Here is a 15,984-nt window from a genome sequence, read left to right as displayed (position 1 = left end):
TTTTCTAATACCAATATGATAGCTTACGCTTTTATTTTTCGTTAAAATCTGTTGCGAATATAATAAATATTTTTAATAGGGAATTACCGTATTTATACGGTAATTTATAAAATACAAATTAATCGATGAAATATTATTATAGATTCAACGTTTATTGCTTGAAATGAATTTATAAATAATTTAATACTAATTTGTTTGTGGAATTATATCCCTACCTCTCTATAATTTAATATTTTTTATATATTTCATTCACAATTAAAAAACATAAAAATGGCAGAAAGTAAAAACAACATTGTAACCCACGGATTAAGTGGTAAAGTAGGAGATCTTTTGGTATTTAGCCAAAGAAATGGTAAAACAATTGTATCTAAAGCTCCAAAAGAACGAACCGGTGAACTTTCGGATAAACAAGAAGTTCAGAAGCTTAAATTTCAACGAGCAGTTTTGTATGCAAAGACGGTAATGAATGATGCTGATAAAAAGCAGATGTATGAAGCAATGTCAGATGATTCAAAAGGTGTCAGCGCCTATAATGTTGCAGTAGCAGATTTGCTGAATGCACCAAAGATTCAGGAAATAAACTTATCTTCTTATAGTGGAAATCCCGGTGATACTATCCGAATCATAGCGACAGACGATTTTGAAGTAATAGCAGTCAATGTGAAAATTGAGAATGCAGACGGAAGTTTAGTAGAGCAGGGTGTAGCAGTAAATAATGGTGCAGAGTGGGTTTATACAGCTACAGTTCTAAACTCAGATTTATCTGGAGATAAGATCACAATTACCGCTTCTGATTATCCTGCCAATCTGACAGAAAAGTTTGAAACACTTTAATTTCTCTAATCAGGTTTTGACGGAGAAACGACGGAGACATGACGGAGCGATAACTCATCAAAATAATCTGTCAGAATGACAAAAGTGGTTTAATTCTCATTGATTTTTCATAAAAGAAACCTTCCAGATTTGGAAGGTTTTATATTTTAAGTAATGAAATACAATTTTACACTAATTCTGCTGTCTTATTTTTATAACACTGTCATTCTGAATGTAACGCAATGAGATAAGAATCTAAACCATAGATGAGATTCTTCCTTCGTCAGAATGACAAAAAGACGTTCAGCGCTTTTCTATAAAAAAAACCTTCCAGAAAATTGAAAGGTTTAAATTTTAAATATGTTGATTCAAATTACAACCCGAATTGCTTTGCAAATAAATCAGGGAAAACACCCAGTGCAATAATCGATGCAATAATAAATACTGCGACAATATTGTAAGTTACCGTTACTCTTTCTGAAGTTTTGAAAGTAGTTTCTTTAAAGAAGAACATTGCGATAATTAATCTTAAATAATAAGCGATTGAGATTGCAGAACCTAAAACTGCTATAATTACTAAGAATGCATTGTTGTCTTTGCTTAAAGCCTGAGCAAATAATGAGAATTTACCCATGAAACCTGCCGTTAAAGGAATTCCCGCCATTGAAAGTAAAGAAATCGTTGCGACGGTTGCCAATAATGGTTCAGATTTAGCCAAACCTTTGAATGCGCCGTAAGAAGTTTCTCTTTTTAGTTTTTCAACCCAGATTAAACACATAAATACTCCCACTGTAGACAATGAATAAGCGAATAAATAAAACGCTAATGTATATGTTGAAAGTGCGTTCATTCCGAAAAACACCAAACCGATATATCCTGCGTGCGAAACTGATGAGTACGCCAACATTCTTTTAGCATTCGTCTGAGCCAGACCCATTGCGTTTGCTAATAATAAAGTAATGATAAGGAATACGCCTAAAATGTTAATCCACTCATGAGTAACACCAGAGAATCCGATCGTCATTAATCTGAATAATGCATAAAATCCTGAGATTTTGACAACACTTGCCATGAAAGCAGTGATCAATGATGGTGAACCTTGGTAAACATCCGGACTCCACATGTGGAAAGGTGCTAAAGCTACTTTAAATGCCATCGCACAAAGCATTAACACAACTCCAAGAATAAACATTCCGTTGGTTGGATTTACCGTGCTGAAATCGTGAATTCTGTATAAATCAAATGTTCCTGTGCTTCCGTAGATAAATGCAATTCCTAATAATAAGAAACCTGTTGCAAATGCTCCCATCAGGAAATATTTTAATGAAGCTTCGTTTGATCTAAGATCTGTTTTGTTGGAACCTGCCATTACGTATAAAGGAATAGACAAAATTTCAACTCCTAAGAACAAAGTCACCAAGTTTTGGTATCCGAACAATACAAAACCGCCACACAATGCAAAAAGCATCAATGCATACAATTCTGACTGATGGTTTCTGTGATTGCTGAATGCAAAACCTCCCAGGAAGAATAAAAGCAAAGTCGTTACAATAGAAATTTTTGTAAACAAAGCTGTATTTTGTCCGTACTCATACATTAATCTGTATTTTTCGAAGAAAGAAGCTTCAGGTAAAAAGCTTACATATAATGCAACGATCAACCCAAAAATCCCAATGTATCTTGCGAATTTTCCCTTTTCAAAAACTCCCGAGAATAATGCAGCAACTGCTGTCAGGAAAACAATAATTAAAACACTCATAATTTATATTTGAGATTTGAGATTTGAAATTCCAGGTTTAAAGTTTAAGGTTCCAGGTTTTATTACTTGGCTCTTTTTACTTTTACCTTTTTACTTCCTATCTCTTAATTCTTTTAATTTTTTATTTAAATCTTTAATCCTAATTGATCATCGATGAATACACAAACTTCAATGAACTTCCCACCATATCGATAATCGGTTGAGGGAAAATTCCTAACAAGATCACAAATACTGCAATACTTGCCAATACTGAAAATTCAACTGCCGATAAATCTTTTGCTGTGCTCAAAACTGCAGCATTACCTTCACCAAACATTGCTTTACCGTAAAATCTCAATAGATAAACCGCACAAAGAATGATCGTTAAACCAGCAATGATTGAAGCCAATACATTAAAATCAAAGATAGATTTAATAAGGATAAATTCACCAATGAAACCATTCGTCAACGGAACTCCCATTGATCCTAAAATGATCAGTAAGAACAATACCGCAAACTTAGGCGCTACTTTTGCCAAACCTCCCATCTGTCTGATGTCTCTTGTTTTGAATCTTTTGTATAAAATATCTGCACAATAGAACAAACCTGCAACGTTGATACCGTGAGCAAAAGTCTGAACTAAAGCTCCTTCAGCTCCTTCAATGGTTAAAGTTCCTCTTAAAGTAAGAACCGCCGAAGAGAAAATACCTGCAACCATTAACCCAACGTGTGAGAAAGAAGAATATGCAATAATTCTCTTCATATCAGTCTGGATAATTGCAATTAAAGCACCGTGTACAATTCCGATAATTGCCAGAATGATTACAATCTGTCCTGAAATTCCGAAAATAGCAGTCGGTGTTATTGGTAATAAATATCTGATTACTCCATAGATCGCCATTTTCAGCATAATTCCTGATAAAAGCATCGATCCCTGAGTAGGAGAGTAGGTATACGTATCGGGTTGCCAAGTGTGGAAAGGGAAAACCGGAAGTTTCACTGCAAAAGCAAAGAAAATAAACCAGAATACAACGATTTGCTGCGTTTCACCCAAATCTGCATTATACAGATCTGTAAGAGCGAAAGATGCTGAATGCGTGTAAACATAGATCAAACCAGCCAACATAAACAAAGATCCTACGAATGTATAGACGAAGAATTTTGTTGTGAATTCCATTCTTTTGTTTTCCTGTCCCCAAAGTGCAGCAATAAACCAGATCGGAATAAGTGTTACTTCCCAGAAAATATAGAATAACAAACCATCTAAAGCTGTAAATACTCCTACAAGACCAAACTGCATCAGCAAAATAAGTCCGTAGAAAGAGTTTTTGTAGCTTACGTTTTCGTTAAAAGATGATAAAATAATTAATGGCGTAAGAATATTGGTCAGTAATAAAAGAAGCAAACCCATTCCGTCAATTCCGAAATGAAGAGTACTTTTAATAAATTGTGACCAAGGATAAGTAATCTCATATTGCAGCGAACTATCTACAGTCAGATTAAAATCAAAATCCGAAAGAATGTAAAATGTAAGCAACATCTGAATCAAAGCAATTCCCAGCGCCAAATATTTGCTGGAAGCGTTCTTCCATGCAAAGGTTAATCCCGAACCTACAAGAGGTAAAAGTAATAATGTTAATAGTAAATAAGACATTATTGTAATATAAAGTTAACAATCAGTATAATTCCCACAGCCAAAGTCATGATAAGAACATAGTTCTCAACATTTCCGTTTTGAATACGCTTCATAGATTTTCCGCTGTCTTCAGCACCTTCACCTATGTAGTCTACAAAACGGTCTAAAACGCCTTTGTCAAACATTTTTCCGCCACGTCCAAGTCCTTCGAAAGTTTTTACAATTAATGCATTGTAAAGCTCATCAACATATAACTTTTTAGCAGAAAGTTTTTCCCAGCCTGTATATTCTTCTTCGGCAAGAGCCATTTTCTTTTTGTTCACATACATGTTTTTCACAATGAACCAAACCGTAAAGAACATTAAGATGGTTGCTCCCAAAAGAATCATTTCTGTATTGAAATCAACTCCTGAAAGAGTCATTTCCATTTGCTTAAAGCTTTCTGGAGTCAATACCGGTTTTAGCCATTCCATTAATTTAGCATAATGACCGTGACCGATAAAGTGTGGTAAATTAATAAAACCTCCAAGTACTGAAAGAATTGCCAGAACGATCAACGGTAACGTCATGTTCATCGGGCTTTCGTGTAAATGATGTTTCTGTTCTTCTGTACCTCTGAACTCTCCGTGGAAAGTCAAGTAATACAGTCTGAACATATATGCTGCGGTTGTTGCTGCTAAAATAAATAACATTACCCAGTAAATAGGGTTTTTAGCAAATGCTGCAACCAAAATTTCGTCTTTAGAGATCATCCCTGAAAGTAAAGGGAAACCTGAGATCGCCAATGTTCCGATCAGGAAAGTGATGTGCGTGATTGGAATGTATTTTTTTAAACCTCCCATAAAACGCATATCCTGTTCGTTGCTCATTGCGTGGATTACAGAACCTGCTCCCAAGAATAACAATGCCTTGAAGAAAGCGTGTGTCATTACGTGGAACATTGCTGTAGAATAAGCTCCCAAACCTAAAGCGATAAACATAAAACCAAGCTGTGAAACTGTAGAATATGCCAAAACTTTTTTGATATCGTTCTGACGCAGTGCGTAGAAACCAGCCAAAGCGGCAGTTAAGAATCCTATTAATAAAATTCCGCCCTGAACGGTTGGAGCTAAAGTGAATAAGAAGTTTGATCTTACCACCAAATAGATACCTGCAGTAACCATCGTTGCTGCGTGAATCAATGCAGAAACAGGAGTTGGACCTGCCATCGCATCGGGTAACCAAGTATATAAAGGAACCTGAGCAGATTTACCAACAGCACCGATAAATAAACTGGCTGTGATAAAGATGATGATGGTTCCGTCTAATTCAAATTTAGAAGCATTTTGTGCTACTGAAATATAATCTACAGAGTTGGTCTGAGACGCAATCATGAAAATACCGATCAATAAACCAAGGTCACCAATTCTATTCATGATGAAAGCTTTTCTTGCTGCTTTACCGTATTCTTCGTTGGTATACCAGAATCCGATCAATAGATAAGAACACAGACCTACACCTTCCCAACCGATGAATAAGATCATGTAGTTGCTTCCCATTACCAAAAGTAACATCGAGAAGATGAAAAGATTTAAATAAGTAAAAAACTTATAGAAACCTTTATCGTGGCTCATGTATCCGATAGAATACAAGTGAATTAAAGATCCGATTCCTGTAATAATCATCACCATCATTAATGAAAGCTGATCAATCTGGAAACCGAAGTTGATTTGAATTCCGTTTACTCTGAACCATTCGAAAGCCTTAACGACAACCGCCGGACTTTCAGAGTCAAATTTTAAAAATAAGCTTACCGCAATACAAAAAGATGCAAAAACTGCAGCTGTTGCCAAACTTCCGACTATAATCTTAGGAAGATTTTTTCCGAAAAGTCCGTTGATAAGAAAGCCTATAAGTGGTAAAAGTACTATTGCATATATTAAATTCTCCATTCTTATCCTTTTAATTTATTAAATATACCTACATCTACAGAACGGGTGTTTCTATATAACATCGCAATAATTGCCAAACCAACCGCTACTTCGGCTGCTGCAACTACCATGATGAAGAATACCAAAAGCTGTCCGTCGCTGTTCCCGTTGTATGCCGCAAATGCAGCCAATAAAAGGTTTACAGAATTAAGCATAAGCTCTACACAACCTAAAATTACAATCGCATTTTTTCTAAGCAATACTCCACAAACTCCAAGACAGAACAAAACTGAACAAAGAGTAATGAAATATTCCAGAGGGATGCTTTGCATAAATGTATTTACTTCTCCCATAATTTTATAAATCTTTTTTACCGATTAGTACCGCACCTACAATACCTGCCAAAATCAGGATGGAAGCAAGCTCAAACGGTAAAACATATTCATTAAATAAAAGTCTTCCCAGATTCTTTGTAAGACCTACACCTTTATCTACGTTCTCAACCACTACATGATTATCCTGTACTCCTCTGAAAACCCCTAAAACACCAATTAAAAGAAGACCTGCTGTAAAAACTCCAACAAACTTTAAAGTATTGTTCTTCTTACTTTCGTCTTGCTTATTAAGGTTAAGCATCATTAAGATATAAAGGAAAAGTACCATGATAGCACCTGCGTAAACGATGATCTGGATGATGGCAAGGAATTGTGCATTCAGAAGAATATACATACCCGCAATAGAAAACATTGTAACAATTAATGACAAAATAGCATATAAAGGATTTTTTGCAAACACGAAGTAAACCGCACTTGACACTGCTAAAAACGCCACCAAGAAAAATAAAAACTGATCCATTATTTTACCGCATTTTTTTGTTTCTCGGATTGTCTTTCTGTGATATCAATCCTTTCATTTATTTTTTCAACTAATTTATCTTTACCGTAAATGAAAGATCCTCTGTTGGTCTCAACATCAACCAATCTGTCTGTAAGATAAATTGCAGATTTCGGACAAGCTTCTTCACACATACCGCAAAAAATACATCTTAGCATATTGATTTCATATACTGATGCATATTTTTCTTCTCTGTAAAGATCTTTTTCTTCTCTGGTTCTTTCTGCAGCGGTCATTGTAATCGCTTCTGCAGGACATGCTACTGCGCACAATCCACAAGCTGTACATCTTTCTCTGCCTTCTTCATCTCTTTTCAAAACATGTTGACCTCTCCAGATATCAGCTCTAGGCTTTTGTACTTCCGGATAAGAATAAACATTGGGAGCACGTTTTACAACGGTTCTCACAGCATGCTTAAAAGTAATCCCCATTCCTTTGAAAATCGCCGGTAAGTAGATTTTCTCAGAAAAGGTCATCTCTTTATTTGAAACAACTTTTGATCTGTTGGTTAATTTCATTTTTATATTTTTTTGGTCTGATGTCGGAAGCTGGATGTCCGATGTTTCAAACTGTATGTATATTTTATTTTCAATTTTAAATTGTTTCCGAATCAAATCTTCTGACTTCCATCATCTGACTTCGGACAATTTTTTTAATTTCCAAAAGCTAAAATCACAGCTCCTGTAATCATAAGGTTTACTAATGCCAATGGAATTAAAGTTTTCCATCCTAAGTGCATCAACTGATCGTATCTGAATCTTGGAAGCGTCCATCTGATCCACATAAAGATCAAAATTCCGATTACCGTTTTCGTTAAAAATGCTACGATACTTAAAATACCTGCTACATTTTCTCCCCAGTTTTCTGTAACCCAGTCAATTCCCGGATAGTTGTACCCCCCGAAGAAAAGTACTACCATGAAAGCATTAGAAATAAACATATTCACATATTCACCAAACATGTATAAACCTAATTTCATTGAAGAATATTCGGTAGTATAACCAGTTACCAATTCAGATTCACATTCCGGTAAATCGAAGGGGTGACGGTTGGTTTCTGCCAAAGCTGCCACAAAGAAAATTAAGAATGCCAATGGTTGGTAAAAAATATTCCAGTTCATCCCAGAACCGATAGGGATAATTCCCCAAAGTTTTCCTTCAGTTTGGTTTTCAGTAATTACTTTTAAATCTAAACTTCCTGTCATCATAATGATAGAAAGTAATGCAAGACCCATCGCCAATTCGTAAGAAATCATCTGGGAAGAAGCACGGATAGCACCTAATAATGAATACTTGTTGTTGGAAGCCCAACCTCCGATCATAATTCCGTAAACTCCGATAGAAGCCATTCCGATGATGAAAAGTACACCAACATCAATGTTAGCAACTTGTAAATCATAAGAAACATCTCCAATGTTCAATGTTTTTCCCCAAGGAATAACTGCTCCGGTAATTAATGAAATAAACATCACCAATGCAGGTCCCAATACGAAAAGAAACTTTTCTGCATTGGCAGGAGTAAAGTCTTCTTTAAAGAAAAATTTACCACCATCCGCAAGAGGCTGCAGTAAACCAAAAGGTCCTGATCTATTTGGCCCGATTCTGTCCTGCATAATGGCTGCAACTTTTCTTTCTGCCCAAGTAGAGTAGGCTGCAATCGTTAATGAAAGCAGGAAAAGTGCAAGTACAAGTATTAATTTAAATGTAATTAAATCCATTTTTATTTTTATAGATGTTAGAAATTAGAAGTTAGAAATTAGAATTACAAAAGTCTGTTATCTAATGTCTGAAATCTGAAATCTTATTAATTATTTTTCGTCTTTTTCGCTGATTTCTTTAGCCATAGGATTGTCTAAAACTCTCAATTCGTCTTTAGGTTTCTCGTAATGGTTTAATGAAATAACTGAATGTCTGTCGATATGTCTTGGTCCTTCGATGTTCCAGTCTGAAAGAGATTTTCTTTCGAAACGACAAGTATCACAGATAAATTCTTCAACTTCTCCCCACTGATCTTTTCTAGCAGTTACTCTTACAACTTCGTCACCTTTCAAGTAAACTGTTGCTTTTCCAGAACACTTATCACATTTGCAAGAACCATTCATTGGCTTTGTAAACCAAACTCTGCTTGCAAAACGAGCTGTTCTATCTGTTAATGCTCCAACCGGACAAACGTCAATCACGTTTCCGATGAAGTCATTATCTAAAGCTTTATTTAAATACGTAGAAATTTCCGCATGATCTCCTCTGAAAAGAATTCCGTGCTCACGTTCACCTGTTAATTGATTTGCCGCCAAAACGCATCTTGCACATAAGATACAACGGTTCATATTCAATTTGATATGTGGACCTAAGTCGTCAGCTTCGTACGTATTTCTTTCAAATTCTGTTCTGGTTTCAAGATTTCCGTGCTCGTAACCTAGATCCTGAAGGTGACATTCACCTGCCTGATCACAAACCGGGCAATCTAATGGGTGATTGACCAACAAGAATTCGGTAACTGCTTTTCTACCTTCCTGAGCTTTTTCAGAAGAAAGGTTTTTTACTTCCATTCCGTCCATCACATTGGTTCTGCAGCTTGCAACCAATTTTGGCATAGGACGCGGATCTGCTTCTGAACCTTTAGAAACTTCTACCAAACATGTTCTACATCTTCCACCGCTGGTTTCCAATTTGCTGTAGTAACACATTGCTGGAGGAACAGATTTTCCACCGATTTGTCTTGCAGCTTCCAAAATAGAAGTCCCGGGCAAAACTTCAGCAGTTTGTCCGTCTATCGTTATTTTGAATTTTTTAACCTCTTCGCTCATAATTATATTTTAAGCAAATGCTTTATTTATATTTTCTTGTATTAAATGTATATCCAATCCCGAAATTAATCTGATAGAATACAAAATCCTGACTGGCTTTATCAGGTTTATTATTAAGAGTTGTTTTAATATCCGGCATATTGATGTAGCCAAATTTACCTTCAACTCTTGCCATCCAATGATTCCAAAAAACAAAATTGATGTTGGTTCTTGCATCCAACCCAAATCCTGCTACGTGAAACCTGTCACTTCTTTCGTTTCCGAATAGTTTTACATTAGATTTCGGAAATAATACTCCAGCTCCGGCTCCATAAGCCCAAAAAATATCAAAATTCTTTTTGTCTAATAGATTTTTATATTTCTCAAGACCTGCATTTACATAATTAAGTCCGTCTGTATGCTCAAAAGTTAGAAATTGCTCATCTTTTAAATTGACTTCTCCATTTTGAACCATTCCTGCATATTTAGGATCTGAAATATTTCCCTTAAACCCAACGGTCTGATCTTGATCCATCACATATTTCATGTGATCTGTTCCCACAACTAAAGCTAAATTGTCCTTTAAAAAATAAGCCAATCTAAAATTAAATTGAGGTATAGAAAGCCTTGTCGGATCGATATATGCCCAACTTAATTCTGAAGGTCTGTCATGTGCTACAACATTATTTAATGTAAAATCGTAACCATTTCCTTTAAATCTGATATCAGAATTACTAAATCCAGCTCTGTTCCAACCCCAAAAGACAAACATTGCTCCTTTTTTAAAGATGTTATTTGTAGCTTTAACCTCAATCCCTTTAGTGGTATCCAAAATTGTATTATACTCAGGAAGGGAAGGCATTTCATCATTTTTTTTAATAATTAACGAATCTGTCTTCTGTCCAAAAACAAAATTGGATAACAATAATCCTACAGCAATAAACTTCTTCATAATTCCAAATTCAGATTAATTACTAACTGCAGCCGGAATAGGGTCTGCATAATGAGCTAAACCATAATTCTGTGTCTGAGATAATTCTGGGTTTTTAATATGCCACTCGAATTCATCTCTGAAATGACGGATCGCTGCTGCAACAGGCCAAGCTGCCGCATCACCTAAAGGACAAATTGTGTTTCCTTCAATTTTTCTCTGGATATCCCAAAGCAAATCGATGTCTTCCATTTTTCCTTCTCCTTTCTCAATTTTTTTCAAAATTTTGTACATCCATCCCGTTCCTTCACGACAAGGAGTACATTGTCCGCAACTTTCGTGATTATAAAATCTCGCCAAAGTCATGGTATGTTCTACGATACACTGGTCTTCATCCAAAACGATAAATCCTCCTGAACCCATCATTGTTCCGGTAGCAAAACCACCATCAGCAAGAGATTCATAATTCATATATCTTGGTTCACCGTTTACCGTTTTCAATAATAAGTTTGCCGGAACAATCGGAACTGAACTTCCTCCAGGAATACAAGCCTTTAGCTTTTTCCCGTTTGGAATTCCACCACAATATTCATCAGAATAAATAAATTCTTCAACTGTGATGGTCATATCGATTTCGTAAACTCCGGGTTTATTGATATTTCCGCAAGCAGAAATCAATTTTGTACCAGTCGATCGACCTACACCAATTTTTGCATATTCAGCACCGGTAATATCGATAATCGGAACGATTGCTGCGATAGATTCAACATTATTTACAACCGTTGGTCTTTCCCAAAGTCCTTTTACAGCCGGGAAAGGTGGTTTCAATCTTGGGTTTCCTCTTTTACCTTCAAGAGATTCTAGCAAAGCAGTTTCTTCACCACAGATATAAGCTCCACCACCTCTTTGAACATAAATTTCGCAATCGAAACCTGTTCCTAAGATATTTTTACCTAAAAATCCTGCAGCTTTAGCTTCTTCAATTGCTTCTTCTAAAATATCAGGGATCCAAGAATATTCTCCACGGATGTAGATATAAGAAACATTTGAACCTAAAACGAACGACGAAATCAACATTCCCTCAATCAAAAGGTGAGGAATGAATTCCATCAAATATCTGTCTTTGAAAGTTCCCGGTTCAGATTCATCGGCATTCACTACCAAGTGTCTTGGTACGCCTTCCGGTTTTGCCAGAAAGCTCCACTTCATTCCTGTTGGGAAACCAGCACCACCACGACCACGAAGACCTGAAACTTTTACTTCTTCAAGGATTTCTTCGGGTGTCATTTTAAAGGCTTTTTCTGCTGCTCCGTAACCTCCTTGTTTGCGGTAAGTTTCGAAGTAGCGTATTCCTTCTACGTGTGCGTCTTTAAGTAAAAGTTTTTTACTCATTTTTATTTGCTTATTGCAATCAGCTTTTGGCTTTTTGCATTAATTAGTATTAAACGTTAAGTGAATAATTTAAAATCTAAAATTTAGATTTTAAAATTTCTATTAGCCCAAATCAACTTGTCCTTCTCTGCAAAGATCTAGGATTTCGTCAACTTTTTCTATCGTTAAATTTTCGTGATAAAATTTTCCTAACTGCATCATTGGTGCGTATCCGCAAGCTCCAAGACATTCAGCAGGTTTTAAAGTGAACATTCCATCTTCAGTAGTTTGTCCGTCTTTTATGTTCAATTTTGTTCTGATATGGTCAAGAATTTTTTCGCTTCCACAAACCATACAAGGTCCGGTTCTGCAAACTTCCAAAACATATTTACCCACCGGCTTCATATTAAACATGGTATAAAAAGTGGCTACTTCGTATACTTCGATAGGTTTAATACTCAATAATTCAGCAACATAATCCATTACAGGAACATCCAGCCATCCTCCAAATTCTTTCTGCGCTAAATGCAGAACGGGAAGAAGGGCAGACTTTTGTCTTCCTTCAGGATATCTTGCCATGATTTTGTGTACCTGCTGTAAACTTTCCGGTTTAAAAGCTATTGTTTCGCTCATATTTAAAGATTTTAGATTTTAGATTTTAGATTTTAGATGAAAATCTTAGTTCTAAAAATCCTATCAATTTTGATATTAATTTATATTTAAAGAGTTTAGATTAATTTAAAATTTATAATCCAAAATCTATAATTTCTTTTATGCGTCTAATTCTCCCGCAATTACATTCATACTACACATCGTAACGATAGCATCTGAAATTACAGAACCTGTAATCATTTCAGGATATGCTTGGTAGTAGATAAAACACGGTCTTCTGAAGTGTAATCTGTAAGGGCTTCTTCCGCCATCACTAACTAAATAGAATCCTAATTCTCCGTTTCCACCTTCTACAGCGTGATAAACTTCACCTTTTGGTACGTCAGTTTCTCCCATTACGATTTTGAAATGGTAAATCAAGGCTTCCATTTTTTTGTAAACGTCAGCTTTTTCTGGAAGATAAAATTCTGGAACATCTGCGTGGAAAGTACCTTCCGGCAAATTGTCGTACGCTTGGTTGATTATTTTCAAAGATTCCCAGATTTCCTGCTGACGAACCATGAATCGGTCGTAAGTGTCACCAGAAGTTCCTACAGGAATAATGAAATCGAAATCTTCATAAGAAGAATAAGGCTGCGCAACTCTTACATCGTAATCTACACCTGTTGCACGTAAATTTGGACCTGTGAAACCATAGCTTAATGCTCTTTCTGCTGAAATTGCACCTGCACCGATGGTTCTGTCCATAAAGATTCTGTTTCTCTCTAATAGATTACAGAATTCCTGGAATCTTGCAGGGAATGTTTTTAAGAAATCTTTCAGCAACTCATGGAATTTTGGAGTGAAATCTCTTTCAAAACCTCCGATTCTTCCCATATTGGTTGTCATTCTAGCTCCACAAATCTGCTCGTACATATCGTAAATACGTTCTCTTTCGATGAACATATAGGTAAGACCTGTAATTGCACCTGCATCCATTCCGGTTACTCCGTTACAGATTAAGTGGTCACCGATTCTTGCCAATTCCATTAAAATAACACGCATATAATCTACACGTTTCGGAACTTTTACACCAATCAGTTTTTCTACAGTCATGTGCCATCCAAGATTGTTGATTGGTGCAGAACAGTAGTTCATACGGTCTGTAAGCGTGGTGATTTGAGCATAATTTCTTCTTTCAGAAATTTTTTCAAAAGCTCTGTGGATATAACCAACGGTCTGCTCTGCGTGAAGAATTCTTTCACCGTCCATCGTAAGAACGTTTTGGAAGATTCCGTGCGTTGCAGGGTGAGTAGGTCCCAAATTCAGGGTGTATAATTGCCCGTCGATTTGTTCGTTACTATTGTGCTGGTTAAGTATATTAGATAATGAGTTGTCTTTCATAATATATAATTGATAATTGATAGGCGATAATCGATTATTAATCAATCATCATTAATCATTTATATTTTTATCTACCAAACATGGTGTCGTTCTTATCTGTTCTTGTACCATCTTCAAGACGGTATTCTTTCAGCATTGGATGATAACCAAGGTCTTCCATATTCAGGATAGGTCTTAAATCCGGATGTCCTTTAAATTTAATTCCATAAAAATCAAAAGTTTCTCTTTCCATCCAGTTGGCTCCTGCATAAAGCTCTGTTAAAGAATCTACTTCAATATTCTCTCTTGACATAAAAGCCTTTATACGGATTCTGAAATTCGTCATCATATTATGCAAGTGATAAACAACTCCGATTTCTTTATCTGGAAATTCTGGGTAATGGATTCCACAAACATCAGTAAGGAAATTAATTTCCAATGATGAATCTTTAAGATAATGAATTATTTTTTTGATATCCTCTTTTTTAATTTCTACAGTCAGCATTCCATAAGGCTCTGAGCTGGAAATTACAGATTCCGGAAACTCTCTCGTTATCGCTTCTAATACAAATTCGTTCGTCATTTCCGTATCAATTAATTGCTAATATTATAAGAATCAAGCAATGCTTGGTATTCCGGCATATCTCTTCTTCTGATGCTTTCGCTTTCTGCTAAAGCCTGCACCTGCATTACACCTTCAATAATCTGTTCTGGTCTTGGAGGACAACCAGGAACGTAAACGTCTACCGGAATAATTTTATCAATTCCCTGTAAAACTGAATACGTATCAAAAATACCTCCACTTGAAGCACAAGCTCCAACAGCAACTACCCATTTCGGTTCTGCCATTTGAGTATAAACTTCTTTCAAAACGGGACCTAACTTTTTAGAAATAGTTCCGCAAACCATCAACATATCTGCTTGTCTTGGCGAGAAAGAGTTTCTTTCCATACCAAATCTTGATGCGTCATACGTTGGGTTTAGAGTAGCCATGAACTCGATACCGCAACAAGAAGTAGCAAAAGGTAAGGGCCAAAGTGAAAACTTTCTAGCCATCCCTATTACACTGCTCAATTTGGTTGCGAAAAACCCTTCTCCTTCAAATCCTTCCGGAGCTGGTGCATCTGTTCTTATAATTGGTTTTTGATCTGACATTTTTAGTAGATTTTAGATTTTAAATTTTAGATTCTAAATTATTGTTAATGTTAACTTTAATTAAAAATCTCATATCTAAAATTTGTAATTTAAAATTTATAATTATCGTTATTTATCCCAGTCTAATGCGCCACGTTTCCAGACATAAAAAAATGCAAGGAAGAAAATAGCAACAAATGTAAGAACTGCAAAGAATCCTTCAAGACCAAATTCTCTGAAGTTTACAGCGTACGGATAAAAAAATACGATTTCGATATCGAATAATACAAACAATACCGCAGTTAAGAAATACTTAATTGAGAATGGAGTTCTTGCGTTTCCTTCAACAGGTACACCACATTCCCAGCTTTGGTTTTTTACAGAATTTCCTTTTTTCTGCTTTGGACCCAGAAAATGAGCTCCAAGCAAAGAAACGGCTACAAAACCTATGGCAACACCGGCTTGTATAAGGATCGGAATATAACTTTCAGGTAAATTCATTTTTACATTATTATCTCAAGTTGCAAATTTAGGCAATAAACAATAAAGCATGAAATTAATCAACTTAAAAGTCTGATGAAAATAGAGAAAACCGATAATTTAGAATCAATAAAAATAGTGCTATTTCTTCAGTTTTCTAAGTACAGTAAATGCCATAAATGAAATATAACCAAAAAGTACACTTGCATAAACGATATTTACAAGCGTATTCATTTTGTCATCGGGTAATGCAAAAAACAAATTATAAGCAGCAAAACCTGCAATCAAAAAACCGAAAATAAAAAGATGTGGCTTCAT

The 15,984-nt window shown here is 35.7% G+C and carries 17 protein-coding genes; 1 reads left to right on the top strand and 16 read right to left on the bottom strand.

Going from position 1 to position 15,984, the window contains the following annotated elements; all coding sequences use genetic code 11:
- The first annotated feature begins 270 nt into the window (after nucleotides 1–270).
- Nucleotides 271–834: a hypothetical protein gene (locus tag FDY99_RS07235; protein ID WP_139420339.1), complete on the top strand. Its 564-nt coding sequence runs from the start codon at nucleotides 271–273 to the stop codon at nucleotides 832–834.
- A gap of 352 nt (nucleotides 835–1,186) precedes the next feature.
- Here the strand turns inward: FDY99_RS07235 and FDY99_RS07230 are convergent, their stop codons facing one another.
- From FDY99_RS07230 to FDY99_RS23155, 16 genes are all read right to left on the bottom strand, one after another.
- A complete protein-coding gene (locus FDY99_RS07230; protein ID WP_074231141.1) occupies nucleotides 1,187–2,572 on the bottom strand; it encodes an NADH-quinone oxidoreductase subunit N in 1,386 nt (461 codons plus the stop codon).
- A gap of 139 nt (nucleotides 2,573–2,711) precedes the next feature.
- The gene (locus FDY99_RS07225) at nucleotides 2,712–4,205 is read right to left on the bottom strand and encodes a complex I subunit 4 family protein (protein ID WP_139420337.1); all 1,494 of its coding nucleotides are present in this window, start codon (nucleotides 4,203–4,205) and stop codon (nucleotides 2,712–2,714) included.
- On the bottom strand, nucleotides 4,205–6,118 hold the full coding sequence (nuoL, locus tag FDY99_RS07220; protein WP_139420335.1) for an NADH-quinone oxidoreductase subunit L: 1,914 nt from the start codon (nucleotides 6,116–6,118) through the stop codon (nucleotides 4,205–4,207). The genes FDY99_RS07225 and nuoL overlap by 1 nt, the downstream gene beginning before the upstream one ends.
- Before the next feature lie 2 nt (nucleotides 6,119–6,120).
- Nucleotides 6,121–6,450: an NADH-quinone oxidoreductase subunit NuoK gene (nuoK, locus tag FDY99_RS07215; protein ID WP_074231138.1), complete on the bottom strand. Its 330-nt coding sequence runs from the start codon at nucleotides 6,448–6,450 to the stop codon at nucleotides 6,121–6,123.
- Between the two features lie 4 nt (nucleotides 6,451–6,454).
- On the bottom strand, nucleotides 6,455–6,952 hold the full coding sequence (locus FDY99_RS07210) for an NADH-quinone oxidoreductase subunit J family protein (RefSeq protein WP_102979326.1): 498 nt from the start codon (nucleotides 6,950–6,952) through the stop codon (nucleotides 6,455–6,457).
- The gene (locus FDY99_RS07205) at nucleotides 6,952–7,509 is read right to left on the bottom strand and encodes a NuoI/complex I 23 kDa subunit family protein (RefSeq protein ID WP_066680251.1); all 558 of its coding nucleotides are present in this window, start codon (nucleotides 7,507–7,509) and stop codon (nucleotides 6,952–6,954) included. The genes FDY99_RS07210 and FDY99_RS07205 overlap by 1 nt, the downstream gene beginning before the upstream one ends.
- A 134-nt stretch (nucleotides 7,510–7,643) precedes the next feature.
- On the bottom strand, nucleotides 7,644–8,708 hold the full coding sequence (nuoH, locus tag FDY99_RS07200) for an NADH-quinone oxidoreductase subunit NuoH (protein WP_139420333.1): 1,065 nt from the start codon (nucleotides 8,706–8,708) through the stop codon (nucleotides 7,644–7,646).
- 90 nt (nucleotides 8,709–8,798) lie between these two features.
- On the bottom strand, nucleotides 8,799–9,797 hold the full coding sequence (locus FDY99_RS07195; protein WP_066680254.1) for a 2Fe-2S iron-sulfur cluster-binding protein: 999 nt from the start codon (nucleotides 9,795–9,797) through the stop codon (nucleotides 8,799–8,801).
- 22 nt (nucleotides 9,798–9,819) lie between these two features.
- On the bottom strand, nucleotides 9,820–10,548 hold the full coding sequence (locus FDY99_RS07190; RefSeq protein ID WP_228448928.1) for a hypothetical protein: 729 nt from the start codon (nucleotides 10,546–10,548) through the stop codon (nucleotides 9,820–9,822).
- 195 nt (nucleotides 10,549–10,743) lie between these two features.
- On the bottom strand, nucleotides 10,744–12,099 hold the full coding sequence (gene nuoF, locus FDY99_RS07185) for an NADH-quinone oxidoreductase subunit NuoF (RefSeq protein WP_139420331.1): 1,356 nt from the start codon (nucleotides 12,097–12,099) through the stop codon (nucleotides 10,744–10,746).
- Nucleotides 12,100–12,201: 102 nt separating this feature from the next.
- A complete protein-coding gene (locus tag FDY99_RS07180; RefSeq protein WP_074231133.1) occupies nucleotides 12,202–12,711 on the bottom strand; it encodes an NADH-quinone oxidoreductase subunit NuoE family protein in 510 nt (169 codons plus the stop codon).
- A 138-nt stretch (nucleotides 12,712–12,849) separates the two neighbouring features.
- The gene (locus FDY99_RS07175) at nucleotides 12,850–14,073 is read right to left on the bottom strand and encodes an NADH-quinone oxidoreductase subunit D (protein WP_139420329.1); all 1,224 of its coding nucleotides are present in this window, start codon (nucleotides 14,071–14,073) and stop codon (nucleotides 12,850–12,852) included.
- A gap of 67 nt (nucleotides 14,074–14,140) precedes the next feature.
- Nucleotides 14,141–14,635 (bottom strand): NADH-quinone oxidoreductase subunit C, encoded by a 495-nt coding sequence (locus tag FDY99_RS07170; protein WP_139420327.1) that lies wholly within the window; start codon nucleotides 14,633–14,635, stop codon nucleotides 14,141–14,143.
- A gap of 11 nt (nucleotides 14,636–14,646) precedes the next feature.
- Nucleotides 14,647–15,207, bottom strand: a complete 561-nt coding sequence (locus tag FDY99_RS07165; protein WP_074231131.1) for an NADH-quinone oxidoreductase subunit B — start codon at nucleotides 15,205–15,207, stop codon at nucleotides 14,647–14,649.
- Nucleotides 15,208–15,315: 108 nt separating this feature from the next.
- Entirely contained in the window at nucleotides 15,316–15,687 is a 372-nt protein-coding gene (locus FDY99_RS07160; RefSeq protein ID WP_074231130.1) for an NADH-quinone oxidoreductase subunit A, read from the bottom strand.
- 120 nt (nucleotides 15,688–15,807) lie between these two features.
- Nucleotides 15,808–15,984, bottom strand: coding sequence for a hypothetical protein (locus FDY99_RS23155; protein ID WP_167494294.1), 177 nt, complete (start codon nucleotides 15,982–15,984; stop codon nucleotides 15,808–15,810).

Source organism: Chryseobacterium mulctrae (assembly GCF_006175945.1).
GTDB classification, from domain to species: domain Bacteria; phylum Bacteroidota; class Bacteroidia; order Flavobacteriales; family Weeksellaceae; genus Chryseobacterium; species Chryseobacterium mulctrae.
The sequence above is the reverse complement of the archived record's forward strand: the minus strand, read 5'-3'. Positions and strand labels throughout refer to the sequence as shown.